This is a genomic window from Pseudomonas frederiksbergensis (genome assembly GCF_001874645.1).
Lineage (GTDB): Bacteria > Pseudomonadota > Gammaproteobacteria > Pseudomonadales > Pseudomonadaceae > Aquipseudomonas > Aquipseudomonas frederiksbergensis_B.
Map to the genome: position 1 here is coordinate 1792839 of NZ_CP017886.1, position 25265 is coordinate 1818103.

At 59.6% G+C, this 25265-nt stretch carries 28 protein-coding genes; 18 read left to right on the forward strand and 10 right to left on the reverse strand.

The features are described 5' to 3' along the window. Positions 1–325 precede the first annotated feature (325 nt). The 11 genes from BLL42_RS08915 to BLL42_RS08960 all read left to right on the forward strand — a co-directional run bounded on the left by BLL42_RS08915 (position 326) and on the right by BLL42_RS08960 (position 9709). The gene (locus tag BLL42_RS08915) at positions 326–949 is read left to right on the forward strand and encodes a DUF1120 domain-containing protein (protein ID WP_071551726.1); all 624 of its coding nucleotides are present in this window, start codon (positions 326–328) and stop codon (positions 947–949) included. Between the two features lie 38 nt (positions 950–987). Continuing rightward, positions 988–1611 (forward strand): DUF1120 domain-containing protein, encoded by a 624-nt coding sequence (locus BLL42_RS08920; protein WP_071551727.1) that lies wholly within the window; start codon positions 988–990, stop codon positions 1609–1611. Positions 1612–1708: 97 nt separating this feature from the next. Then, a complete protein-coding gene (locus BLL42_RS08925) occupies positions 1709–2338 on the forward strand; it encodes a DUF1120 domain-containing protein (protein WP_071551728.1) in 630 nt (209 codons plus the stop codon). 47 nt (positions 2339–2385) lie between these two features. Then, positions 2386–3096, forward strand: a complete 711-nt coding sequence (locus tag BLL42_RS08930) for a fimbria/pilus chaperone family protein (RefSeq protein ID WP_071551729.1) — start codon at positions 2386–2388, stop codon at positions 3094–3096. A 132-nt stretch (positions 3097–3228) separates the two neighbouring features. Then, complete coding sequence (locus tag BLL42_RS08935; RefSeq protein WP_071551730.1) at positions 3229–5694, forward strand: fimbria/pilus outer membrane usher protein; 2466 nt, start codon at positions 3229–3231, stop codon at positions 5692–5694. Positions 5695–5704: 10 nt separating this feature from the next. Further along, a complete protein-coding gene (locus BLL42_RS08940) occupies positions 5705–6847 on the forward strand; it encodes a DUF1120 domain-containing protein (RefSeq protein ID WP_071551731.1) in 1143 nt (380 codons plus the stop codon). Positions 6848–6930: 83 nt separating this feature from the next. Next, the gene (locus BLL42_RS08945) at positions 6931–7548 is read left to right on the forward strand and encodes a DUF1120 domain-containing protein (RefSeq protein WP_071551732.1); all 618 of its coding nucleotides are present in this window, start codon (positions 6931–6933) and stop codon (positions 7546–7548) included. Positions 7549–7643: 95 nt separating this feature from the next. Continuing rightward, on the forward strand, positions 7644–8264 hold the full coding sequence (locus BLL42_RS08950) for a DUF1120 domain-containing protein (RefSeq protein WP_071551733.1): 621 nt from the start codon (positions 7644–7646) through the stop codon (positions 8262–8264). A gap of 95 nt (positions 8265–8359) precedes the next feature. Beyond that, the gene (locus BLL42_RS30855) at positions 8360–8581 is read left to right on the forward strand and encodes a DUF1120 domain-containing protein (protein WP_330220783.1); all 222 of its coding nucleotides are present in this window, start codon (positions 8360–8362) and stop codon (positions 8579–8581) included. Continuing rightward, positions 8572–8979, forward strand: a complete 408-nt coding sequence (locus BLL42_RS08955; protein WP_330220784.1) for a DUF1120 domain-containing protein — start codon at positions 8572–8574, stop codon at positions 8977–8979. Before BLL42_RS30855 ends, BLL42_RS08955 begins: the two co-directional genes overlap by 10 nt. A 79-nt stretch (positions 8980–9058) precedes the next feature. Continuing rightward, on the forward strand, positions 9059–9709 hold the full coding sequence (locus BLL42_RS08960; RefSeq protein ID WP_071551734.1) for a DUF1120 domain-containing protein: 651 nt from the start codon (positions 9059–9061) through the stop codon (positions 9707–9709). Positions 9710–9724: 15 nt separating this feature from the next. Here the strand turns inward: BLL42_RS08960 and BLL42_RS08965 are convergent, their stop codons facing one another. Continuing rightward, entirely contained in the window at positions 9725–11041 is a 1317-nt protein-coding gene (locus BLL42_RS08965) for a CynX/NimT family MFS transporter (RefSeq protein ID WP_071551735.1), read from the reverse strand. Then, a complete protein-coding gene (locus BLL42_RS08970; RefSeq protein WP_071551736.1) occupies positions 11031–11690 on the reverse strand; it encodes a FadR/GntR family transcriptional regulator in 660 nt (219 codons plus the stop codon). Before BLL42_RS08970 ends, BLL42_RS08965 begins: the two co-directional genes overlap by 11 nt. Positions 11691–11855: 165 nt before the next feature. Here BLL42_RS08970 and BLL42_RS08975 point away from each other — a divergent pair, with 165 nt between their 5' ends. Continuing rightward, positions 11856–12167 (forward strand): type II toxin-antitoxin system MqsR family toxin, encoded by a 312-nt coding sequence (locus tag BLL42_RS08975; RefSeq protein ID WP_071551737.1) that lies wholly within the window; start codon positions 11856–11858, stop codon positions 12165–12167. Then, positions 12164–12646, forward strand: a complete 483-nt coding sequence (locus BLL42_RS08980; protein ID WP_071551738.1) for a type II toxin-antitoxin system MqsA family antitoxin — start codon at positions 12164–12166, stop codon at positions 12644–12646. Before BLL42_RS08975 ends, BLL42_RS08980 begins: the two co-directional genes overlap by 4 nt. Before the next feature lie 58 nt (positions 12647–12704). Here BLL42_RS08980 and BLL42_RS08985 read toward each other — a convergent pair whose 3' ends face one another. From BLL42_RS08985 to BLL42_RS09000, 4 genes are all read right to left on the reverse strand, one after another. Next, a complete protein-coding gene (locus tag BLL42_RS08985; RefSeq protein WP_071551739.1) occupies positions 12705–13469 on the reverse strand; it encodes an amino acid ABC transporter ATP-binding protein in 765 nt (254 codons plus the stop codon). 11 nt (positions 13470–13480) lie between these two features. Further along, complete coding sequence (locus tag BLL42_RS08990; protein ID WP_071551740.1) at positions 13481–14578, reverse strand: amino acid ABC transporter permease; 1098 nt, start codon at positions 14576–14578, stop codon at positions 13481–13483. A 10-nt stretch (positions 14579–14588) separates the two neighbouring features. Continuing rightward, positions 14589–15770, reverse strand: a complete 1182-nt coding sequence (locus tag BLL42_RS08995; RefSeq protein WP_071551741.1) for an amino acid ABC transporter permease — start codon at positions 15768–15770, stop codon at positions 14589–14591. A 65-nt stretch (positions 15771–15835) separates the two neighbouring features. Further along, positions 15836–16867: an amino acid ABC transporter substrate-binding protein gene (locus BLL42_RS09000; RefSeq protein WP_071551742.1), complete on the reverse strand. Its 1032-nt coding sequence runs from the start codon at positions 16865–16867 to the stop codon at positions 15836–15838. A gap of 465 nt (positions 16868–17332) precedes the next feature. Between BLL42_RS09000 and BLL42_RS09005 the strand changes: the two genes are divergently transcribed. From BLL42_RS09005 to BLL42_RS09025, 5 genes are all read left to right on the forward strand, one after another. Further along, positions 17333–17989 carry an alpha/beta hydrolase gene (locus BLL42_RS09005; protein WP_071551743.1) on the forward strand — a complete coding sequence of 219 codons (657 nt, stop codon included), beginning with the start codon at positions 17333–17335 and terminating at the stop codon, positions 17987–17989. 86 nt (positions 17990–18075) lie between these two features. After that, positions 18076–19563 carry an ATP-dependent RNA helicase RhlB gene (gene rhlB, locus BLL42_RS09010; RefSeq protein WP_071551744.1) on the forward strand — a complete coding sequence of 496 codons (1488 nt, stop codon included), beginning with the start codon at positions 18076–18078 and terminating at the stop codon, positions 19561–19563. 128 nt (positions 19564–19691) lie between these two features. Then, positions 19692–20639 carry an ornithine cyclodeaminase family protein gene (locus BLL42_RS09015; protein ID WP_071551745.1) on the forward strand — a complete coding sequence of 316 codons (948 nt, stop codon included), beginning with the start codon at positions 19692–19694 and terminating at the stop codon, positions 20637–20639. Between the two features lie 151 nt (positions 20640–20790). Continuing rightward, entirely contained in the window at positions 20791–21918 is a 1128-nt protein-coding gene (locus BLL42_RS09020) for an NAD(P)/FAD-dependent oxidoreductase (protein WP_071551746.1), read from the forward strand. A gap of 86 nt (positions 21919–22004) precedes the next feature. Continuing rightward, entirely contained in the window at positions 22005–22631 is a 627-nt protein-coding gene (locus BLL42_RS09025) for a helix-turn-helix transcriptional regulator (RefSeq protein WP_071551747.1), read from the forward strand. Between the two features lie 88 nt (positions 22632–22719). Here BLL42_RS09025 and aotJ read toward each other — a convergent pair whose 3' ends face one another. The 4 genes from aotJ to moaC form a co-directional block, all read right to left on the reverse strand. After that, complete coding sequence (aotJ, locus tag BLL42_RS09030; protein WP_071551748.1) at positions 22720–23496, reverse strand: L-arginine-binding protein AotJ; 777 nt, start codon at positions 23494–23496, stop codon at positions 22720–22722. 276 nt (positions 23497–23772) lie between these two features. After that, the gene (gene moaE, locus BLL42_RS09035; RefSeq protein WP_071551749.1) at positions 23773–24222 is read right to left on the reverse strand and encodes a molybdopterin synthase catalytic subunit MoaE; all 450 of its coding nucleotides are present in this window, start codon (positions 24220–24222) and stop codon (positions 23773–23775) included. Between the two features lie 3 nt (positions 24223–24225). Further along, positions 24226–24468, reverse strand: coding sequence for a MoaD/ThiS family protein (locus BLL42_RS09040; RefSeq protein WP_071551750.1), 243 nt, complete (start codon positions 24466–24468; stop codon positions 24226–24228). Beyond that, the gene (gene moaC / locus BLL42_RS09045; protein WP_071551751.1) at positions 24465–24938 is read right to left on the reverse strand and encodes a cyclic pyranopterin monophosphate synthase MoaC; all 474 of its coding nucleotides are present in this window, start codon (positions 24936–24938) and stop codon (positions 24465–24467) included. Before moaC ends, BLL42_RS09040 begins: the two co-directional genes overlap by 4 nt. Positions 24939–25265 lie beyond the last annotated feature (327 nt).

Sequence of the window (25265 nt, forward strand, 5' to 3'; positions counted from 1 at the left end):
CATCACAATGACCAATCTCGAACACAAAACCGCTCCGACCAGTGCATTCGGGGTGCTGTTCTTTCTCCTATAAAACAAAAAGAATCGCCCGACGTTTTGAAGCTACACAGACCACACAGAAGGACTACAGACATCGCTACGAAAGCAGTCGATTTGTAGCCCACAACACTCTTTCATATACCCAGCCGACCGTTTTCGTATTAGTTGCATTTCACTGGGCGACCTCGATGGATAGATTGCGCCCTGCCCGCTCAGGACTACCTGTAACCCTGCGTTATCAACGCCAACACACGGTGTTGCCCACTGACTCAAAGGACGACCCATCATGGACAGATACTCCGTTGCTCTATTGGCCCCCCTGTTGATTGCCTGCGCCCCCGTGGCCTTTGCCGCCAGCAGCACCGACTTGAGCGTCACCGGAACCATTACCCCCAGCGCCTGCGCCCCGACGCTGTCGAACGGCGGCATTGTCGATCACGGCAAGTTGACGGCCAAGGATCTCGATCCGCTGCTGCCCACCCGGCTGCCGGCCGGCGACATGCAACTGGAGGTTCACTGCGAAGGCGCCACCTATTTCACCCTGACCACGGTGGATAACCGCGCCGGCACCTCGGCCATCAATCCGGCTTTCCACGGTCTGGGGATGGTCAACGGCGACCAGAAACTGGGCAGTGTGGCGTTCGGGGTGTTCGAGCCGCAGGCCGACAGCCAGCCGGTGCAAACCATCATGTCCCACGACGGCGGCACCACTTGGGGAGCTTCTTCCTACCTGGGTCACGCCGGATTGACGTCGTTTGCCGCCCCCGGCAATCCGCGCAGCCCTATCGCCATTCAAGACCTGAGCGCTCGTCTGCGCGCCTTCACCATCATTGCTCCGGCCAGCGATCTGACCCTGCTCGACGAACTGCCCATCGACGGTCACGTCACGCTGCAGCTCAAGTACTTGTAAGCCAATCCTTTTCCAATTCCCTACTCAGGAGCTACACCATGAACAAGACACTCAACACCCTGCTCGGCGCGATGTTGCTGGCCAGCAGTGCCAGCGCTTTCGCCGCTTCCAGCGTCGACCTGACCGTCACCGGGCTGATCACCCCGAGCGCCTGTAGCCCTACCCTGTCCAATGGCGGGACGGTGGACTACGGCAAGATATCTGTCAGGGATCTGAAGCCCGACCAGCCGACCTCCCTCCCAACACAAGAGGTGCAACTGAACGTCAATTGCGACGCAGCAACCCTGATGGCCCTTGAAGCCAAGGACAATCGTGAAGGCTCGGACTTCGAAAACGACATGCTGGAGTTTGGCCTGGGGCTGATCAACGGCACCGAGAAACTCGGCGCCATGGAATTGAGACTGTCATCACCGGTGGCCGACGGCGTACCGGTCAGAACCATCGGTTCCGAAGACGGCGGTTCGACCTGGTACACCGAGCGTCAACTGATGCGCAGCAACATCATCTCGGTAGCCGATACCAGCACTGTGGCACCGATACCGGTTCAGTCGTTTACCTCCGATCTACGTATCAGTCCGCGTATCGCACCAACCAACCAGTTGACTCTGAACAACGAAGTGTCCATCGACGGGTCCGTGACCCTGACCATGCGCTACCTCTAATTCACCAATAAACCGGGGAGCGGCAGGGTGTCCGGCAACAACCGTGCCCCCTTGCTGCCCCCCAATTAAACCGTGCTGACAAGGACTTCAGACCGAAATGAAAAATGCGACCCCACACTTGCTCGCACTCCTCTGCCTGCTCAGCGTCAGACCAGTGGCGTTGGCGGCTTCCCACGTGGAGCTGAATGTCCTGGGCCGGATTACCCCCCACGCCTGCGATGTTCTTTTGTCAGACAACGGCATGGTCGACCACGGCAAGGTGCCGGCTCGCAGCCTCAATCAATACGAGCTGAGCCCCTTGCCCGGCCGGCAACTGGAACTGAGCGTGAGTTGCAACGAACCGCTGCTGTTTGTTCTCGTGGGCGTGGACAGTCGGGCGGATTCGTCGCTCGGGCCGGGGTTTTATTACGGTCTGGGCTGGAACGTCCATGCCCCCGCTGAGCGCCTGGGTACGGTGAGCCTGGCCTACCGCAATGCGGTGGCCGACGGTCAGCCCGCGCTGGTTCTGGCCTCAAGCAACGAGGGCCTGACCTGGTTCCCTGAATCCAATGCCTATCCGAACAACTACATGGGCTTTGCAAAGCCCGGCACTCTGGTGCCGGAACCCCATCGCCTGTTGATTGCCACGCTGCAAATCAACACCTCGATCAACGCCGCGACCTTCCTGACCCTGAATCAGGAGGTGCCTCTGGACGGCGCCATCGTGCTCGACCTGAGATACCTGTAGCCATGCCGACTTTCCCTTGTGTTCCTTCTTTCATACAGGCTCTGACCATGAACCCTTCCAATCGCGCTCGATGCCTGAGTCTCTGCCTGGGCACGCTGGCCTTTCTGCTTTGCGGCCGCGTTCTGGCCGACGGCATGGTGCCAGACACCTCGGTGGTGATTGTCAACGAAGCCGACGGCGAAGCCTCGGTGTCCGTGACCAACACCGACGCGAGTCTGGCCTTGCTGCACGTCACCCTCGAAGACATTCCCGAGGACAAGGAGCCGCTGCTGTTCGTCACGCCGCCGCTGGCCCGTGTTGAGTCGGGTAAGAGCCAACTGGTGCGGTTCATCCTGCAGTCGTCCACGCCCTTGACCACACAGCGCCTGAAACGGGTGATTTTCGAAGGCATGCCCCAGGACCGCGTGGCCGCCGAGGCCGGGCATGCGCGGGTCGGTGTGACCGTGCGCCAGAACCTGCCGGTGATTGTGCATCCCAAAGGCCTGGCGCCCAACCGCACGCCCTGGACGGGGCTGACCTGGAGCCTGAAAAACGATCAGCTGAATGTGCACAACCCGACGCCTTATGTCGTGCGCCTGGCCCAGGAACTGCAACTGCTGCCCGGTACCGGCTCGGCGCTGTTGCCGCGCACTTACGTGCTGCCGGGGGAGACGCTGACGGTGACCGCCACCGGTTCCACTGCAACCACCGTGCGAATGCAACCGGCCACGGTCTATGGCTTTGCGGTACCGCATTTCGAGGCGCCGATCGAATCCTGAAACCACCCACGACAGCGCCATGAAGGAACGGAGAGCGCCGATGTTTCCAGGTGACGCCCCTTCGGCCGTTGCCCCAGGCGTGACTGAGCCCTAGCGAATCGGCCAGCACGCCGGCATAACCAAGTGAACCTAATGAACACAGTATCGATTTACCGTGATGGCGAAGCCGTGCCCGTCATTCGGCCCGCTCGCCCTCATTTGCTACGGCGGCGCGCCACAATGGCTTTGCTGCTGACCAATGCACTGATAGTGCTCGACGCCCAGGGCGATCCTTTGTTGCTGGCGGCGTTCGACACCCACACGCTGTTGCAGCGAGGCATCGATCCGGCGCTGGCGACTTCGCTGATGCAAGCGCCGCGCTTCACCGCTGGACGGCACCCGGTGACGCTGTCCGTCAACGGTCAGCGCCAGGGTCGCGTGGACGTCACGTTCAATCGCGAAGGAGCGTTGTGCTTCGATCGTCCCCTGCTCGATGCGGCCAACCTGAATGTGCCCGATCGCCTGCTGGACGATGGCCCGTGTAACGACTTTCTTGCCAGCTCGCCGCAGACCGTCATCGAATCGGACCCGGCCAACCTGGCCCTGTCGCTGATCGTACCCACTGACGCGATACGCCCGACTGCCCGTGATTTTACCGGCTATCAAACCGGTGGCTTCGCCGGCATGCTCAATTACGATGTCACCGGCTCGCACAGCCGTTATGGCGATCAGTCCAGTCAATACGCCTCGGCCAACACCGAGGTTGGGTTCAATGCCGGCGACTGGATCGTGCGCAGTCGTCAGGTGCAAACCTGGCAGGACGACGTCTCCCGCACAACGCATATCGCGGCCTATGCCCAACGTACCTTCGCCAGTCACGAAGCGGTGCTGCAGGCGGGTCAGATCAACCTCTACAACCCGGTGCTGGCCGGCGCGCAGATCACCGGCGTGCAAGTGCTGAATGAGCAGGCACTGCAAGTCGAAGGACAAAGCGCGGTCATCGAAGGCATCGCCAACAGTCAGGCACAGGTCGAAGTCCGGCAGAACGGTTCGTTGATCCACTCCACGGTGGTGCCCGCCGGTCCGTTTGCGCTGACCAATGTGCGGCGCCTCAACACCCGCTCCGACGTGGAAGTCACCGTCAAGGAAGCCGATGGCAGCGAACGCCGCTTTACCGTGCCGGCGGCGATGCTCGGCATCGGTTTGCCGGCGCCCGGCTATTCGCTGGCGGCCGGTCGGGTGCGCAGTATTGGCGATGAACAGGGCAGCGATCCGTGGGTGATCAGCGGCGGCTGGAGCGGTGCGATCCACCCGCAGGTGTTGTTGAGTGCCGGCGTGACCGGTGCCGCCGACTATCGTGCGATAGGTGCGGGCGTGGGTCTGTTGCCGTCGCCCGTTACCCAGGTGCAAACCACACTGACGGGCGCCGACGCCAGTGGCAGGCAATCCAGTCAAGGGTATCAGGCTGACCTGAGCATCTCGCACCGTTTAAGCGATCAATGGGCGCTCAATGCCGGCAGTTCCTACCGGACCCTGGGTTACCGCGAACTGGAAGACGCGGTGTTCGACAACACCACCGACGACAACAAGTCCCGTTATCGCGACCAACAAAGCGCCGCGCTGTCGTGGTCCCATCCGTGGCTCGGTGCCTTCAGCGGCGGCATCAGTCAGTCAAACTCATTCGATGGCCAAAACAGCAGCCGCGCCCTCGCCTCCTGGGGCACCAACATCGGTGGTGTGTCGGTCTCGGCGACCGCCGAATGGCAAGTCAGCGGAGCGAACCGCAACGATGACAGCGTCTATGTAAATCTCAGCATTCCTTTGGGTGAGAACCGTCGGGCGCGTACGTGGGTGCGCAGTTCCGATGGCGAATACCGCAGCGGCGTGGGCTTGAGTGAGCAGATCAACGATCAACTGGCTTACCGGGTCGGCGTTGAACACGACACCCGCGACAGGCAGGTGCAATCCACGGCCGGCGTTTCACTGCTGCCGCGCTACACCCAACTGGACCTGAACTACACCCGCGCCGATGCCGATCGCTCCAGCTATCAGGCCAGTGCCCGTGGCGGCGCCGTGCTGCATGGCGGTGGCTTGACACTGTCGCCTTATCCCGTGGCCGACACCTTTGCCCTGCTCTCGGTGGGCGACATGGGCGCCATCAAGGTCACGACCCCGAGCGGCCCGGTCTGGACCGACTGGCAAGGTCAGGCGGTCATCCCGCAGGTGGCGGCTTACGGTCGCAGCCCGGTGGAAGTCGACACCAAAACCCTGCCGCGTAACGCCGATATCAGCAACGGCCTGGCCGTGATTTCCGCCGGACGCGGTGCCGTCGACAAGGTCGAGTTCGGTGTCTCCATGACCCGCCGTGCCTTGCTCAAAGTCACCACCGCCAACGGCGCGCCGCTGCCCCGCGGCGCCGCCGTGAATACCGAGGATGGCGAGTTCGTCACCCTGGTTCAGGAAGGCGGACTGGTGTTTTTGCCCAACGTCCTCGACACCCGTGCGCTGTTTATCAAAGCGCCAGGACTGGAACGTTGCGAATTGCGTTTCGAGCTGCCGGCGGACGCCGACCCCAACGCGTACTACGAAACCGCCCCCGCCAAGTGCCGAGCCCTTTGAGGATGATTTCATGAACCTGTACCGCTGCTTGCTGGTGACCCTCGCGCCTTTGGCACTGAGCGGATTCACGCCGTTCGCCTGGGCGTCTGCCGACGACTGTCAGTTCAACCTGAGCCAGCCCGTACTCGATTACGGACTGATGAACCGGGCGATACGCTCCGATTCAGCACCGGAACGAAACCTCGGCGAGCGTCAGCTGAGTCTGAACCTGAGTTGCTCAACACCCGTCGACCTGAGTGTGTTTTATCGAGCCATGGCCGCGACGGCCAAGCGCTTCCACTTTGCCGAACTCGGCAGCTATCAGATGCGGATTCGCGATGCGGTGCTCGATGGTCAGGCGGTAGAGATTGGATTGATTGCTGGTGTCGGTCAGCCGCCCGCGGAAACGGGCTCGAACCTGATCTGGCGACCGGACCACGGGGTGGTTCCCATAAAGGCCGGCGTGCCGCTGCAAGGCCGCAGTTTCTCGGCGCAGCTTGAGGTGACGGCGTGGGTCCAGGAGCACGGCATGCAGGTGCGTGACGCGGTGAGCTGGGAGGCCAGCGGCGTGTTCGACGCCGTCGCTGCCGGGCGTACCCGCGAGGCGACACTGCGCGCCCGTTTCGCCCCGGCGGCCTGCGAACCGGTGCTGTCCAACGGCGGCGTGGTCGACTTCGGCAAGCTGTCCAAAAACGATCTGAACCCTGACAAGAGCACGCGCCTACCGCCCCGATCCTTGACATTAAGGGTGGGCTGCGACGCACCCACGGCTTTCGCCTTGATCATGCACGACAACCGCTCGGGCTCGGCGACGGTCAACAGCGAGATTTACTACGGCCTCGGCACCGACAGCCGCAACAACAAGATCGGCCTGTATTCGCTGAACGTCGACCCGGCGAATGCCAGCGCCGACAGCTTCGCGCGCCTCTACCGAACCGATTCCACCACCGGTGGCGTGGCCTGGAGCACGGCCAGCGCCAGCCCGATTCCCATCGGTCAAAACAGTTACCTGGCCTTTACCGACAGCGCCGGCAGCAACGCGGGCCCGGTGATGATCCAGAACCTCAGCACTCGCGTCACCGTCGACGCCGTTATCGCGCCCACCAACAGCCTCGACCTGAGCACGGCCATCGACCTCGATGGCGCGGGGACGATCGAGATTATTTATCTGTAACACCTGAACCAACCCTGCCGAACCCGGGGCGCACTCAAGCGCCCTGGGCCAGTCGGGAAAACAACCATAGAAGTGAGTAAAAAATGAAGAAGTACTTTGCAGCAATTTCCGCCACCGCCCTGATCAGCATTGCGCCTTATGCCCTGGCGGCTTCAAGCACTGACCTGACCGTCACCGGCACCATCACGCCGGCGGCTTGCATGCCGAGCTTTTCCAATGGAGGCGTGATCGACCTTGGAAAAATACAAGCGAAGGACCTCAAGCTGACCACACACACGACACTAGCAACGACGCGTATGGAGTTAACCGTAGTTTGTGACGCGCCGGTTTCATTTGCGCTGAACGCCCTCGATAACCAGCCTGGCACATCGTTCAACGACAGAGGTTTCGGCTTGGGGATGACCGATGCCAACGAGAGGTTGGGCGCGTTCACGCCAAAGGTCCTGACCGTTGAAGCTGACGGCGTGCAAGCAAGAGCCATTGACTCGATCGACAATGGGACGACTTGGGCAGCCGCTACCTGGATTTTTCCTGACAGGCTCACATCAGTGGGCACAGTTGGCGGGCTTGTCCCGATTGCCGCAGAAAACGTCCTGATGAACGTTGATGTTTATGCGTGGATCGCCCGCGCCGACGGCCTGACCTTGACCGACGAAGTCAATTTCAATGGCTCCGCGACTTTTGAAATGAAGTACCTGTAACGCCATGACGTTGAACTGCTCGCCACTCCACTCGCGCGAGCGGTTTAGTGTCGCCCGCAAGAACCTCCTGACATCAAATAAATGAGCAATTAACAATGAAAAAGTACGTTGCAGCACTTTCCGCCACCGCCCTGATCAGCATCGCACCTTTTGCCCTGGCGGCTTCAAGCACCGACCTGACTGTCACCGGCACCATCACACCGAGTGCGTGTACGCCGAGCTTGTCCAGCGGCGGGATAGTCGACCACGGCAAAGTCTCGGCAAAAGACCTGAATCCGACCCAAAGCACGGTTGTAGGCCAGCATCCGATGCAATTAACCGTGTCCTGTGATGCAGCGACGTTATTCGCGTTGAAACCCATTGATAACAAATCGGGAACAGAGTCAACAAACGGGCACTTTGGTTTGGGATTGACCAACGCTGACGAAAAAATCGGCTTTGTTCATTTACAGGTCAAACAAACCTTGGCAGATGCACAGGTAGCACAGGCCATTGGTTCGTCTGATGGAGGCGTAACGTGGGACAGGCAAAACGTTATAGACAAAAACAAGCTTTCGTCGGTTGGCGCTACCGCTGATCACAACACCCCGATCCCCGTAAAAGAGCTTGTTATGGATCTGGAGGTTTCAACGTTTATAGCCCGTGCCGACAGCCTGACCTTGACCGACGAAGCCACCCTCGACGGCTCCGCAACGATTGAAGTGAAGTACATGTAAAGCCATGCCGCTGAACTGCTCGCCACTCCACTCGCGCGAGCGGTTCAGTGCCGACTGCAAGAACCTTCGATTTTTAAATGAATGAGCATTCAATAATGAAAAAGTGTTTTGCGGCGCTCTCAACCACTGCATTGATCAGCCTTGCGCCTTATGCACTGGCGGCTTCGAGCACGGACCTGACCGTCACGGGCACCATCACGCCGAGTGCTTGCACACCGAGTTTGTCCGGTAACGGAGTGGTCGATTACGGCAAGATCTCGGCAAGAGACCTGAATCAGGACACATCCACCCCCTCGAAGATCGCACGTTGGACCTGACCGTAAAATGCGATGCCGCCACCCGGTTCGCATTGCTGGGCATCGATAACCGCGCGGGCTCCAGCGCGCTCAATTCAATGTTCGGCCTAGGCAAAATCAACGGCACCCAGAACATCGGCAAATATTTGCTGGTCATGATGAGTGCCGTGGCCGACGGCGTGTCCGTACTGCCGATCAAATCCAAGGATGGCGAAACTGGCTGGCACGGCCATTTGTTCTGGATGCCGGGCGACTACGCATCGGTGGCCGCCCCGGCTGATGCCAGTTATCCGATCAACGTTCAAGACCTCACTCTGGAGCTGGCCCTCAACACTTCCATCGAGAGAGCCTCTTTGCTCGACCTGACCAACGAAGTGAAAATCGATGGTTCGGCCACGCTTGAAATGAAGTACCTCTAACGCCTCCAGCGCTGAATCGCTCGCGGCGTCAGCCAACGGTTCAGCGCCTATGGCCTCCACCCGAAAAAGGAATTTACCGGTGAAACCTGTTCTTACAGCCCTTGCAGCTGTCGTGCTGATCGCTCAAGCCCCTTGCACCCTCGCGGCATCGGCGGTCGACCTGACAGTCACAGGCCGCATCACTCCGCTAGCCTGCACCCCAAGCCTGTCCAACAACGGCCTCGTCGACTACGGCAAAATCTCCCGCCAGTACCTGAGCGTCGACAAGCGCACGCAACTGCGCGATCAGACACTCGACCTCAACCTCCAGTGCGATGCGCCCGCGCGTTTCGCCTTGCTGATGCGCGATAATCGCGACGGCTCGGCCATCGTCAACAGCGAGATCTACTACGGTCTGAACCGCGACAGCAGCGGCAACAAAATCGGCTTGTATTCGCTGAATTTCGACCCGGCCAACACGGTCGTCGATGGATGGCCGCAGGTGTATCGAACCGACTCCACCACCGGCGGCGTGGCCTGGAGTTCGTCGAATAGCCGTTCAATTCCGATTGGCGCCAGAAGCTACCTGGGCTTTACCGACGTGGCCGGCAGCAGCGCCGGGCCGATTGGCATCCGCAGCCTGACGAGCCGGGTGACCGTCGAAACGGTCATCGCGCCCACCTCCGAGCTGGACCTGAGCGCCGACGTGCAACTCGACGGCGCGGCGACGCTGGACGTTGTTTATTTGTAATACCGGTCGGGTTCGTCAGACCTTTTCGCTGACCGCCTGAACGTACAGCGAACGCCCGGCGCCGAGGCCGGCAATGATTGCGCCGAGGCCAATCACGCCGAAAATCCAGCCCAGCGCAGTCCAGCCGCCAGTCCAGTCGTGTACCAAGCCGACCGCAAACGGCCCCATGGACGCCAGGGTGTAACCGAAACCCTGGGCCATGCTCGACAGGTTGGCCGCCACGTGGGCATCGTGCGAACGCAGCACGATCAGGGTCAGCGCCAGGCTGAACGTACCGCCCTGCCCCAACCCGAGCAGAATCGCCCAGCCCCACAGGCCTTCGATCGGCGCATACAGACAGCCGAACAGACCGCCAAGGGTCAGGAGCATGACGACGACGATCGCCAACCGCTGATCCTTGCCGCGTGTCGCCAGCCACGGCGCCGCCAGCGAACTGGCCAACTGGATAATCACCGAACCGGACAGCACCAGTCCGGCCTGGGTCGGGGTCAGGCCACGGCCGATCAGAATCGACGGCAACCAACCGAAGACGATGTAGGCGAGCGAGGATTGCAGGCCCATGTACAGCGTTACCTGCCAGGCCAATGGATCACGCAGCAGACCGCGCACCCGATACGCCACGTTGTGCGCGCCGTGTTTCTGACCGACTTGCGGTAACCAGAAAACTGCCGCGACCAGCGCCGGAATCACCCAGAAGCCGAGGCCCAATGCCCAGCGCTTGTCGAAATATTCGCTCAACGGCACGGTCGCGCCCGCCGCCATCGCAGCGCCCAGGCACAAAGCCATGGTGTAGACGCCGGTCATGGTGCCTGCGTGTTTAGCGAAGTCGCGCTTGACGATGCCCGGCAACAAAACGCCGATCACGCCAATGCTGGCGCCCGCCAGAATGCTGCCGGCAAACAGTCCGATCTCACCGAACGAACTGCGCAAAATAATCCCGCCGGCCAGCATCAGAAGGATTCCCAGCACCACCCGCTCGGCGCCAAAACGTCGCGCCAACAGCGGCGCCAGCGGCGCGAACAGCCCAAGGCAAAGCACCGGTAACGTAGTCAGTAAACCCGCCTGGGCAGCCGACAAACCGAGGTTCTTCGAGACCTCGCTGAGCATCGGCGCCATGCTCGATAGCGCCGGACGCAGGTTCAGTGCCACCAGTATCAGCCCCAGCAGCAACAACCAGGGTCGGCGCAAAACCGGATGGCTTTGCTGGACCTGTTCGTCATCGGCCTCGGCATCGATCAACAGCTCTTCGAGCTCTGCCGTGCGCTTGGGTTGGGTCGTGCTGTGGGGGCTCGCCTGCTGGCTGGACATGAGGTTCTCGGTTTCAAGGTTCATTGATCAACTGCCGGGAAATGGCTTTGGCCCGCTCCGGGTCGCGCTGTTCGACGGCATTGAGCAGTTCGATATGCAGGTCGAACACCTCTTGACGTCTGGGAGTGATGTTGAGGGTCTGGCGCAGTTGCGCGCCGATGATGCTTGAGAAATAGCGATACAACTCGCTGAGCGTCGGGTTATGCGCGGCGTCCACCAAACGACGGTGAAACACCAGATCGCAGGCGATGTAGCTGTCGAGGTCGCCGTGGTAGTGACTGCCGCTGACACCCAATGCCTCATGCAGTGCCACCAGGTCTTCCTCGGTTCTGCGCTGGGCTGCGAGGCCAATGGCCTCGACTTCGAGGATGTGTCGCGTCTCCCGCGCCTGCTCGAGGGAGCAGCGCGACAACGCCTTCATCGTGTCCAGCGGATCGATCACCGCCCGCACATAGCTGCCGTCGCCCTGACGAATCTCGATCAAGCCGGAAAACGCCAGCACGCGCATCGCTTCGCGCACGGTGTTGCGGCTGATGCCCAGCTCGGCGGACAACTCCGGTTCGGTGGGCAAGCGCTGCCCGACCGTCCACACACCCTGGTTGATGCGTCGACGGAGCTGATCCAGGGCTTGATCGACCAAGGACCGCTTAAGGAGTGGAGAAATTTCTGACATAGGGTTCACCTTTCATCCAATCATAGGATGAATTTTCTGACATGTTAGTCAGCTCCGTCTGAAAGGACAAGCTTCTAGGGTTAGAAGGCAGGAAAGGGATCGGGATTTTCGATTGTTAAAATTACCCTTTGGGGGTAATTTACATCTCAAGGTGCAAGGTGTCTTATGGAAAAGAACACACCTCATTACGACCTGTCGGTGGTCAAGGCGGAGGTAGTAAGGCTAGGTTCCAAAGCGTTTACCGGCAGCGCACGGGAAGGAGGCCGAAGGCTCGATTTGAGTCTTGCCCAAATGCAGCAAATCGTCTGCGCCCTGGAGCAGAGGATGCTCTACAAATCCATGACAACTTACACGGACTATCAGATCTGGCAGGACGTCTACCACGCAAGAATTCGTGATATGGAGATCTACCTCAAGGTGACCTACCGCCCAGGCGGTGGTCCGCCGGTAATCTCCTTCAAGGAGAGAGACACATGAAAACACAGCAATGCTTCAGCTGCGGTACCCAGGACGGGATGCAGCATTTCGACGGGCGAAGCTTCACCATCGACTTCAGACAGTTGACGCGTCAGGTGCACGATATTTCCGGATGGGAGTGCCAAGCCTGTAGTGAAATCGAATTCGATGACGGCAGTGCAGAACGTTACTCCGAGGCTAGTGATCAATTGCTTGAGGACTCCCGGCAGCTCATGGCAGCCGAGATGAAACGCATCCGCCGCAAACTGCACCTTACGCAAAAGGAGGCAGTGAAATTACTGTCGGGCGGCGGGCACAATGCCTTTTCCCGTTACGAGCGTGGCGAAATCGCCCCTCCTCAGCCGCTATTCATGCTGATGCGTCTGCTTGATCGCCATCCTCACCTGATGGCTGAAGTGCAATCGCTGAACGAAGGTCTGGATCTGCGCCAACGGCTGGAAATCAAGGATCAAGAACGCGAAGGCGTTACCGCGCCATAAACCCCGGACAAAAATAAACCCGGAACAGGTCCGGGTTTATTTCATTGCCTGACTTCGATCAATGCAGAATCTGGCTCAGGAACAGCTTGGTGCGTTCGTTCTGCGGGTTGTCGAAGAAGTCGTTCGGCGCGGCCTGTTCGACGATTTCACCCTTGTCCATGAAGATCACGCGGTTGGCCACGGTCCGGGCGAAGCCCATTTCGTGTGTCACGCAGAGCATGGTCATGCCGTCTTCGGCCAGACCGATCATGGTGTCCAGAACCTCTTTCACCATCTCTGGGTCGAGTGCCGAGGTCGGTTCGTCGAACAGCATGATTTTCGGTTTCATGCACAGCGCGCGGGCAATCGCCACACGCTGTTGCTGACCACCGGACAGTTGCCCCGGAAACTTGTGCGCCTGCTCTGGAATGCGCACGCGCTCCAGGTAATGCATGGCAATTTCTTCCGCCTGGCGCTTGGGCATCTTGCGGACCCACATCGGTGCCAGCGTGCAGTTCTGCAGGATGGTCAGGTGCGGGAACAGGTTGAAGTGCTGGAACACCATGCCGACTTCACGACGAATCGCTTCGATCTGCTTCAGGTCGTTGGTCAGCTCCACACCATCGACCACGATGCGGCCCTGCTGGTGCTCTTCCAGACGGTTCAGACAGCGAATGGTGGTCGACTTGCCGGAACCCGACGGCCCGCACAGAACGATGCGCTCGCCTTGTTTGACGTTCAGGTTGATGTCTTTCAGCACGTGGAACTGGCCGTACCACTTGTTCACGCCCTGCATCTGAATAATGCCTTCAGGGCTCACAGGCTGTTTGATCGCTTCACTCATAAACTACGCTCCTAACGCTTGTGGCCTGTGTCCAGCTTGCGTTCCAAATGCATGGAATAGCGGGACATACCAAAACAGAAAATCCAGAACACCAGGGCCGCGAACACATAGCCTTCAGTGGCCATGCCCAGCCATTTCGGGTCGGCGGCGGCTTGCTTGACGCTGTTGAGCAGGTCGAACAGGCCGATGATGATCACCAGGCTTGTGTCCTTGAACAGCGCAATGAAGGTGTTGACGATGCCAGGGATCACCAGCTTCAGGGCTTGCGGCAGAATCACCAGGCCCATGCTGCGCCAGTAACCGAGGCCCATCGCTGCAGCGGCTTCGTACTGACCTTTAGGGATCGCTTGCAGACCACCGCGCACCACTTCAGCCACGTAGGCCGACTGGAACAGGATCACGCCGATCAACGCCCGCAGCAGTTTGTCGAAGTTCATGCCTTCAGGCAGGAACAACGGCAGCATCACCGAAGACATGAACAGTACCGTGATCAACGGCACGCCCCGCCAGAACTCGATGAAGGTCACGCAGACCACGCGAATCGCCGGCATGTTCGAGCGACGGCCCAGTGCCAGCATGATCCCCAGCGGCAATGCACCGACGATACCGACGGTGGCGATCACCAGGGTCAGCATCAGACCGCCCCATTGACTGGTCGCAACGTTAGTCAGGCCAAAAATGTCACCGTGCAGCAGGATGTAGGCAACGATCGGATAGAGCACCAGAAAGCTCAGCCCGTATACCGCTTTACGCGGGAAGCGCGAGATGAACAACGGTGCCACGCCGATGATTGCCAGACACACCGTCAGGTCGACGCGCCAGCGCAGTTCAGGCGGGTAATACCCGTACATGAACTGGCCGAAACGCTGTTGAATGAACACCCAGCAAGCGCCTTCCTTGGTGCAATCGGCGCGCGTGGTGCCCACCCAGTTGGCATCAAGAATCGCCCAGTGCAGGATCGGCGGCACCACCAGATAAATCAGGTAGAACGCGAACAGCGTCAGCAGCGTGTTGATCCAACTGGAGAACATGTGCTCGCGCATCCACGCCACGATACCGATTCGGTTGCCCGGTGGTGGCATGTCAGGTTTGAAAATATGAGTCGTCATGCGCCTTTCCTCACCGCTCGATCAGCGCAATGCGCTTGTTGTACCAGTTCATCAGCAGGGAAATGCTGATACTGATTGCCAGGTACACGCTCATGGTGATGGCAATAACTTCGATGGCTTGCCCGGTCTGGTTCAGCACCGTGCCGGCAAACAACGAAACCATTTCCGGGTAACCGATACCGGCGGCCAGCGAGGAGTTCTTCGCCAGGTTCAGGTATTGGCTGGTCAATGGCGGAATGATCACCCGCAAGGCTTGCGGGATGATGACCTTACGCAGGGTTGGGCCGTTGCGCAGACCCAGCGAACGCGCCGCTTCGGTCTGGCCGTGGCTGACCGAGTTGATCCCGGAACGCACGATCTCGGCGATGAACGCCGCGGTGTACACCGTCAGGGCCAGGGTCAGGGCCAGCAGTTCCGGGATCAGCACCCAGCCACCGACGAAGTTGAAACCTTGCAGCTTCGGCAATTCCCAATGCAGTGGCGCGCCGAAGATCAGCGCGCACACGGCTGGAATCACCAGAAGCAACGCCAGGCCGGTCCAGAACTTGTGGAACGGCACGCCGGTCGCTTCGAAGCGCTTGTTGGCCCAGCGGCACATCAGCACGATGGCGACGATAGCCACCACGACGCTGATCACAAACGCCCAGAACCCGCCAGCCATCTGCGCGGCCGGCATGTTCAGGCCACGGCTGCTGACAAAGAAGGTGTCGGCGAAGTTATGGCTGTTGCGCGGCCCTGGCATGGTCAGGAACACCGCGAAGTACCAGAACAGGATTTGCAGCAGCGGCGGAATGTTGCGGAAAGTCTCAACGTAAACCGTCGCCAGCTTGTTGATGATCCAGTTCTTCGACAGCCGTGCCACGCCAACGATGAACCCCAGAATCGTCGCCAGAATCACGCCGATAACGGTCACCAGCAAGGTGTTGAGCAAGCCGATGACAAACACCCGGGCATAGCTGTCCGATTCGGTGTAGTCGATCAGGTGTTGCGCGATGCCGAACCCGGCGCTGCGCTCCAGAAAGCTGAAACCGGAGGTAATGCCCCGGTGTTGAAGGTTGGTTTGCGTATTGTTGAACAGATACCAGCCCATCGCGACGACCGCGACAATCGTGATGATCTGGAAGAGCCACGCACGCACTTTTGGATCGCTGAGGCTGAGCCTCTGCTTTGGTGCGCCGATTGAATTTTGCATGAAGTGCCCCAGAAATAATGGAACAGAACATCACCCGGCGGTTGGCCCGCCGGGTGATAGAACCATCAGCGCACAGGTGGTGCGTATTGAATGCCGCCGTTGGTCCATAGCGCATTCAGGCCACGGTCAATTTCCAGCGGAGTGCTCTTGCCGAGGTTTTTCTCGAAGACTTCACCGTAGTTACCGACCTGACTGACGATCTTGACGACCCAGTCCTTCGGCAGTTTCAGGTCCTTGCCGTATTCACCGTCGCCGCCCAGCAGACGGGCAACGTCCGGGTTCTTGGTCGACTTGGCTTCAGTCACGACGTTTTTCGACGTGATACCGGCCTCTTCGGCGTTGAGCATCGCGTAGCCAACCCAACGAACGATCGCCAGCCACTCATCGTCACCGTTACGCACGACCGGGCCCAGAGGTTCTTTGGAGATGGTTTCCGGCAGAACCACATAATCTTTAGGCGAAGCCAGTTTGCTGCGCTGTGCGTACAGCTGGGACTTGTCGGAGGTCAGCACGTCGCAACGGCCGGATTCCAGCGACTTGGCGCTTTCATCGGAGGTATCGAAGGTGATCGGGGTGTACTTCAGGCCGTTGGCACGGAAGTAGTCGGACACGTTCAGCTCGGTAGTGGTACCGGCCTGGATGCAGATGGTCGCGCCATCCAGTTCCTTGGCACTCTTCACGCCCAGCTTGCTGTTGGCCAGGAAGCCTACGCCGTCGTAATACGTGATGAAGCCAGGAAACTTCAGGCCCATGCCCGCATCGCGGGAACTGGTCATGGTGGAGTTACGCGACAGCATGTCGATTTCGCCGGATTGAAGAGCAGTGAAACGCTCCTTGGCGTTCAACTGACTGAATTTGACCTTGGTCGCGTCACCGAAGACGGCAGCAGCAACGGCACGGCAGTAGTCAGCATCGATGCCGACGATCTTGCCGGTAGAGTCCGGAACCGAGAAACCCGGCAAACCGTCGCTCACGCCACATTGCACGAAGCCTTTCTTCTGCACCGCATCCAGGGTTGCACCCGCCTGAGCGAACCCACTGATACCGAGTACTGCGGCCGCAGTCACGACTGCCAGGGTGGATTTCAACATCTTCATTCAAACCTCCAGTTTTGCTCTTGTTGTGTCGGAGCTTGAGTCCTGCCGCACCCTTATGAGGCGCTGTTGACCCGTGTTGGCTTTTTTAGGGTCAAGCGGCGTAAGACCTAAGCTATGAGTCTAGTAGGAGATAATCCACATAATGGAAAACTCACTTCTCACCAATCGGCCGAACGGGCTATAGCCCTTTCACGTTCGCGAAGCCCGTAGCGGCCACTGGCGAACATCCATTACCGGATTCTTGCTATCCCACAGCCGACAGTGACTGATAGTGTTACCGCCGTGGCTGAGAGCAATCACTTCACGCTTTCCATAGCAAGGCCCGTACCACAGTTGCGGCTAAAGCGATTCAGCCACGGGTCAATAGAAAAACTTACAAATTTGCGACACTTTATTAACCAATCAACCTCGCATGCCCCATCTTCTCGCACTGCATGGGAATCTGCGCACCACAATGGAGCAACCATGACCGAGCCCTTGATTCTTCAGCCCAGCAAGCCTGTGGACGCCTGCGTAATCTGGCTGCACGGCCTGGGCGCCGACCGCTATGACTTTCTGCCAGTGGCCGAAGCCCTGCAGGAAAGCCTGTTGACCACCCGCTTCGTCCTGCCTCAGGCGCCGACCCGAGCAGTGACCATCAATGGGGGTTACGAGATGCCAAGCTGGTACGACATCAAGGCCATGAGCCCCGCCCGGAGCATCAGTCACGAAGAGCTGGAGGTGTCGGCCCAAACCGTCATAACGCTGATCGAAGAGCAGCGAGCCAGCGGAATAGACGCCTCGCGGATATTTCTTGCAGGGTTTTCCCAAGGGGGCGCAGTCGTGCTCCACAGCGCTTTCCTGAAATGGCAGGGACCGCTGGGTGGCGTACTTGCCCTCTCCACCTATGCACCGACGTTCAGCGATGAGCTGCAACTTTCTGCCAGCCAACAGCGGATTCCCGTGCTGTGCCTGCATGGCCAATACGACGATGTCGTCCAGAACTCCATGGGGCGCAGTGCGTACGAGCATTTGAAGACCCGTGGTGTCACCGCGACATGGCAGGAATACCCAATGGGTCACGAAGTGTTACCCGAAGAAATTCGCGATATTGGCGTCTGGCTCGCGGACCGCTTGCGCTAATACAGAAACTTCCTGTAGGTGTATGTACGCCGCGCCTGTTTCTTGCATTACACTGGCCGGCGTACATTCCTTAACCAATTGATGAGATGACCGTGCTCAAAGCACTCAAGAAAATGTTCGGTAAAAGCGAGGCTGAGCAGCTCGCGCCCAGCTCCAGCGCACCTTCTCACACACCCGGCAACCGCACCGACGGTCATCAGCCTGGCCAGACCGCAGCTGCCGCGGCACCGAAATACACACCGGCGAACACTCCGGCCACCGAGCCTGTTGCCGCTCCTGTTACACAGCAACCGCGCAGCGAGACGCCAAAACCTGCGCAACCGCGCCGCGAACGCGCGCCGAAACCGCCTGTTGTCGCCTGGACACTCGAAGACTTCGCCGTCGAACCGCAGGAAGGCAAAACCCGTTTTCATGATTTCAAGCTGGCCCCGGAACTGATGCACGCCATCCAGGACCTGGGCTTCCCATACTGCACGCCGATCCAGGCGCAGGTATTGGGTTTCACCCTGGCCGGCAAAGATGCCATCGGTCGTGCCCAGACCGGCACTGGCAAAACCGCCGCGTTCCTGATTTCGATCATCACCCAACTGCTGCAAACCCCGCCGCCGAAAGAGCGCTACATGGGCGAGCCACGGGCGCTGATCATTGCACCGACCCGTGAACTGGTGGTGCAGATCGCCAAGGACGCGGCCAACCTGACCAAATACACCGGCCTCAACGTCATGACCTTCGTTGGCGGCATGGACTTCGACAAGCAACTCAAGCACCTCGAAGCCCGCCACTGCGACATCCTCGTCGCGACCCCGGGCCGTCTGCTGGACTTCAACCAGCGCGGCGACGTGCACCTGGACATGGTCGAAGTGATGGTGCTCGACGAAGCCGACCGGATGCTCGACATGGGCTTTATCCCACAAGTGCGTCAGATCATTCGCCAGACTCCACCGAAGAGCGAACGCCAGACCCTGCTGTTCTCTGCCACCTTCACCGAAGACGTGATGAACCTGGCCAAGCAATGGACTACCGACCCATCCATCGTTGAAATCGAATCCGAGAACGTGGCCAGCGAAAACGTCGAACAGCACATCTACGCCGTTGCCGGCGCCGATAAATACAAGCTGCTCTACAACCTGGTGACCGACAACGGTTGGGAGCGGGTGATGGTCTTCGCCAACCGCAAGGACGAAGTGCGGCGCATCGAAGAACGCCTGGTGCGTGACGGCGTCAACGCGGCCCAGCTGTCGGGTGATGTTCCGCAGCACAAGCGCATCAAGACCCTGGAAGGTTTCCGCGAAGGCAAGATCCGCGTCCTCGTGGCCACCGATGTCGCCGGTCGCGGAATTCACATCGACGGCATCAGCCACGTGATCAACTTCACCCTGCCGGAAGTGCCGGACGATTACGTCCACCGCATTGGCCGTACCGGTCGGGCGGGCGCCGATGGCGTGTCCATCAGCTTCGCCGGTGAAGATGACTCCTACCAGCTACCGTCCATCGAGGCGTTGCTGGGCCGCAAGATCAGTTGCGAAACCCCGCCGACCCATCTGCTACGAGCGGTTGAACGCAAACGCCCTTAAGCTCGCGTCGCAACCACCAAAGCGCAGCCACAAACGGCTGCGCTTTTTTTACGCCTGGATATTGCCAAACAGAACAATAAGTCCACAATGGACAAATTAGTTTATTTGCGATTCCACGGAGCATCCGCATGTCCAGCACACCTTATGTGATCGCCCAACCCCAGGCCCGCGAACTGCTTGATCAAGTCGACGTGCCGAAGATCCTGCGCAAGCTGTTCCGCGACCTGGCCGCGGGTCAGGCCGTGCAACCAGCCCAGCAACGGGTGGAGTTTCCACAAGGTGCCGGTGACTTCATCAACTACCTCGGGGTGTTGGCCGAAGACGGTGTGTACGGCGTTAAAACCTCGCCCTATATCGTGCGCAAGGAAGGTCCACTGGTAACCGCCTGGACGCTGCTGATGTCAATGCAAACCGGCCAGCCGCTGCTGCTCTGCGATGCCGGTGAACTGACCACCGCACGCACCGCCGCGACCACTGCCGTCGCCGTTGATGCCCTCGCTCTGCCGCAGGCCTCGCGCCTGGCAATCATCGGCAGCGGCCCGGTCGCCCAAGCGCACCTGCATTACGTGAAGAATGTGCGGGACTGGCAAAACATCAGCCTCTACTCGCCGAATCTCGCGAGCCGGGATCCGCAAATGCTCGCGCAGCTCTCGGCCATCGACTCGCGCCTGCAAGTACTCGATAGCCGCGAAGAGGCGATCCAGGACGCTGACGTGATCATGCTGTGCACCTCGTCCGCCGGACCTGTGATCGACCCACGGACCTTGAGCAAACCGGCGCTGATCACGTCCATCAGTACCAACGCAGTACGTGCCCACGAGGTGCCACCTGAAACGCTGAGTGACATGCAGGTCTATTGCGACTATCGCCGGACCACTCCAGGCTCTGCCGGCGAAATGTTGATCGCCAGCGAACAGCACGGATGGGACAAAAACTCGATCGTGGGCGACCTGGCCGAACTGCTGAGCGAACAGACGCTACGTCCGGCTTATGATCGCCATGTATATTTCCGCTCGATCGGTCTGGGCCTGGAAGACATCGCACTGGCCAATGCCGTCTACCAACTGCTGAAGTGACACCACGCCCCCTGTAGGAGCTGCCGAAGGCTCGGGCCGCGTTCGGACGATCTTTTGACCTTGCCTCTAAAAAGATCGCAGCCTCGTTCCACTCGTCAGCTTCTACAGGGGCATCGATACCATTGGCATTTACGCCCATCAGGAAACGCTCATGACCCAGGCAGACTTCATCATCATCGGCGGTGGTATCGCCGGTGCTTCCACCGGTTTCTGGCTGTCGCAGCATGGTCGGGTGATCGTGCTCGAACGCGAATCCCACCCGGCCTACCATTCCACCGGGCGTTCGGCCGCTTTGTACTCCGCCGCTTACGGTACGCCGCAAGTGCGCGCACTGACCCAGGCCAGCCGGGACTTCTTCGATGCACCGCCAGCCGGTTTCTGCGAACACCCGCTGCTGACCCCGCGCGGCGAGATGACTGTCGACTTCACTGGCGATCCGGACGAATTGAACCATCAGTACCTGAGCGCCAAGGCGACCGTGCCGCAGATGCAATTGCTCAGCGCTGACGAAGCCTGCGCACGCATTCCGATCCTGCGCCGCGAGAAGGTTCACGGGGCAATCTACGACCCTACCGCAACGGATATCGACACCGACGCCCTGCACCAGGGCTACCTGCGGGGCATCCGACGTAACCAGGGCGAAGTGCACACCGACAGCGAAGTCCTGAGACTGACGCGCGATGCGAACAATCTCTGGCAAGTGAAAACCGCCCGGCAGACCTTCAGCGCACCGATCATCATCAATGCGGCCGGTGCCTGGGCCGACAAGATCGGCGAGCTGGCCGGCGCCGCCTCAATCGGCCTGCAACCCAAGCGTCGCGCAGCCTTCATCTTCGCCGGCCCCGAAGGTGTGGCTAGCCATGACTGGCCGATGCTGGTCAGCCTCGACGAATCGTTCTACATGAAGCCCGATGCCGGAATGTTCCTGGGTTCGCCGGCCAATGCCGACCCGGTCGAGCCGCATGACGTGCAGCCTGAAGAACTGGACATCGCCATGGGGATCTACCAGATCGAAGAGGCCACCACCCTGACTATCCGCCGCCCGACCCGGACCTGGGCCGGCCTGCGCAGCTTCGTGCGCGACGGTGATTTGCTGTCCGGCTTCGATCCGAAAGTGCCGGGGCTGTTCTGGGTCGCGGCACAGGGTGGCTACGGTATCCAGACGTCACCGGCCATGGGCCAGGCCAGCGCGGCACTGGTACGTGGCGCGGCGTTACCCGAGCAGCTCACCCGGTTCGGTCTGGATGCAGGAATGCTCTCCCCTGCCCGCCTGGGCTGATCCACTGAGGTGACGTGCCGACACGATTGCGGCAAACTCCCCGCGCCCATTGTTACGGGCGCTGACGCTGCCTGGAGTTCCACTGTATGAACGCACCTGAAAAAGACCCGGCCCTGGACAACTACCGCGCAATCGCCGATGCGATCGCCACGCTGTTCTTCCCCCATGCCGAGGTGGTGCTGCATGACTTGCGCACGCAGAAAGTCGACTACATCGCCAATAACCTGTCGAAACGGGACATCGGTGATGATTCGGCACTGGAAGACATGCTCAGCGAAGACGTCAGCGAAACCAACATCGGACCGTACGAAAAACTCAATTGGGACGGCCAGAAGATTCGCAGCTTGAGCACCGTGCTGCGCGACGGTGAAGGTCGTCCGCAGGCGGTGCTGTGCATCAACCTGAACATCTCGCTGTTCGAAAACGCGAAAGCGGCACTGGACCTGTTCCTGTCGCCGAGCAAGCTGATCCCGCAACCTGACGCGCTGTTTCGCGACGACTGGCAGGAGCGCATCAACACCTTCCTGCATGCCTGGCTGCGCGAGCGTCAGTTGAGCCTGAACCTGCTGACCCGTGATCACAAACGCGAGCTGGTGCTGGCGTTGCACGCCGAAGGCGCCTTCAAAGGCAAAAGCGCCTCCAACTATGTGGCCAACGTACTGAACATGGGCCGGGCGACGGTGTACAAGCATTTGAAAGAATTGAAAGGCTAAAGATCAAAAGATCGTCCGAACGCGGCCCGAGCCTGCGGCAGCTCCTACGGGAAACGCGTTCGGCGTAGGAGCCTGCGATCTTTTCAGATCAATCGCCGTAGATATCCGACTTGAAGTACCTGGCTTCAATCTTCTGGTATTCGCCGTTGGCGCGAATCCCGTCGATGGCACTGTTCAGTTGGCTAACCAACTCGGTGTTGCCCTTGCGCACCGCAATCCCGGCGCCCTCCCCCACGTATTTCGGATCCTTGAGCTCCGGCCCGACAAAGGCGTAACCGGCGCCACGCGGCATCGACAGGAAATCACTCAGCGGAATGGTATCGGCAAAAATGGCATCGAGCCGCCCGGCTGCCAGGTCCATGTAGATTTCTTCGTTGTTGCTGTAACGCTTGACGTTGATGCCCTTGGGTTCGAACACCTCGGTGGCGTAGCGATCAGTGGTGGTGGCACGCTGCACACCAATGGTCTTGCCCTTGAGGCTGGCGTACTGGTCATCAACCACCGCACCTTCTTTCATCACCAGCCGCGATGAGGTGAAGTAGTACTTATGGGTGAAATCCACCGACTTTTTACGGTCTTCGTTAATGGTCATGGACGACAGCGCGGCATCGATTTTCTTCACCTTGAGGGAAGGAATCAGACCATCAAACTCGCCCTCGACCCACTCGCACTTGACCTTCATCTGCGCGCACAACGCGTTGCCGATGTCATAGTCGAAACCGGTGATTTTTCCATCCGAGGTCTTGGAGGCAAACGGCGGATAAGCCGCTTCGATACCGATGCGCAGGGTTTTCTCGGCGGCAAACAGACTGCTGCACGCCAACAGGCTCAGGGCCAGGCCACCGATCAGGGGGAGCTTCTTCATGTTCGTTTTCTCGCGGGTTGTTGTTGGTTTGGCAAGACAGAAGAAAGTGGAATGGGAAACGCTTTTTTGTACTTATAATTCCATACTGGACTTTTATGTATTTTACGTCAATCGGGCGTGCGCAGTTATTCCGGCAGTTCATCGCAGGTGATTTAGGGATTGTTAAGATCAAAAGATCGCAGCCTGCGGCAGCTCCTACACAGATTGGCTTGTGTAGGAGCTGCCGCAGGCTCGGGCCGCGTTCGGACGATCTTTTAGGGGTCACACGAGGAAACGTTACTTCCAGCGATCAGCCGCCGCGTGATCGCTGTCACGCCCTTCCACCCATCGCGGGCCGTCGCTGGTGTTTTCCTTCTTCCAGAACGGTGCGCGGGTTTTCAGGTAGTCCATGACAAAGGCGCAGGCGTCGAATGCCGCCTGGCGATGGGCACTGGCAGCACCGACGAAAACGATGGGCTCGCCCGGCTCCAAAGCGCCGATGCGGTGCAGCACTTCCAGCTTGAGCAGCGGCCAGCGCTGTTCGGCCTCAACGGCGATTTTGCCGAGGGCTTTTTCGGTCATGCCCGGGTAGTGCTCGAGAAACATCCCGGCCACATCGAGCCCGTCGTTGAAGTCGCGGACATACCCGACAAAACTCACCACCGCACCGACACCGACATTCGCCGCATGCATCGCATTGACTTCAGCGCCCGGATCGAACGCCGTGGACTGCACACGAATCGCCATGGCTCAGCCTCCGGTGACGGTAGGAAAAAACGCCACTTCATCACCATCGACAAGCGGGTCGTCTAGCTGGCACACGTCTTCATTACGCGCACACATCAGGTTCTGCTCGCTCAGCACCTCGGCACCCTCACGTTGCGCCAACAGCAAACGCACATCGTCGACCGTGGCGAAATCGCCTTCGACGCTCAACGAATCAACGCCCAGCGCCTCGCGGTAACGGGCGAAAAACTTCACCGTCAATTTCATTGATCCGCCACCTGGTAATGCCCGCTCTTGCCGCCGAGCTTCTCCAGCAAACGCACGGTTTCAATGACCATGCCACGGTCCACGGCCTTGCACATGTCGTAGATCGTCAGCGCGGCGACACTGGCGGCGGTCAGGGCTTCCATTTCCACCCCGGTCTGCCCGGACAGTTTGCAGCGGGCAACGATGCGCACCGCATCGAGGCCTTCGGCACTCAGCTCGACCTTGACGCTGGTGAGCATCAGTGGATGGCACAGCGGGATCAAATCAGAGGTTTTCTTCGCCGCCTGAATGCCGGCAATGCGCGCCACGGCGAACACATCACCTTTGGGGTGACCACCGCTGACGATCATCTGCAGGGTTTCAGGGAGCATACGCACAAGCGCTTCGGCCGTGGCTTCACGGAACGTCACGGCTTTTTCAGTGACGTCGACCATAGTGGCGCGACCTTGGGAATCGAGATGAGTCAGCACATCGTTACTCCTGATCAGGAGCAACGATTGTAAACCTGTGGGTCAATTTTTCGCGAGTTTGATTGTCCGCTCAACAACGTACCTCGTAGGAGCTGCCGCAGGCTGCGATCTTTTGATCTTCAATGCTCTCGCAAACGCCAAAAGATCGCAGCCTGCGGCAGCTCCTACGGGGAATTTCGCTGTGCAATAAAATCTATGGTCACCCCCGTTTTTGCAATACTGATTAATGGGTGAAGTGGTTGGCTTGCTTAAATCTATCCGGCGTCTGTTTGGGGCATGCCCCGCGCCACGATGAGAGTCGCGCCTGACGATCCTGAAAAAACCGAC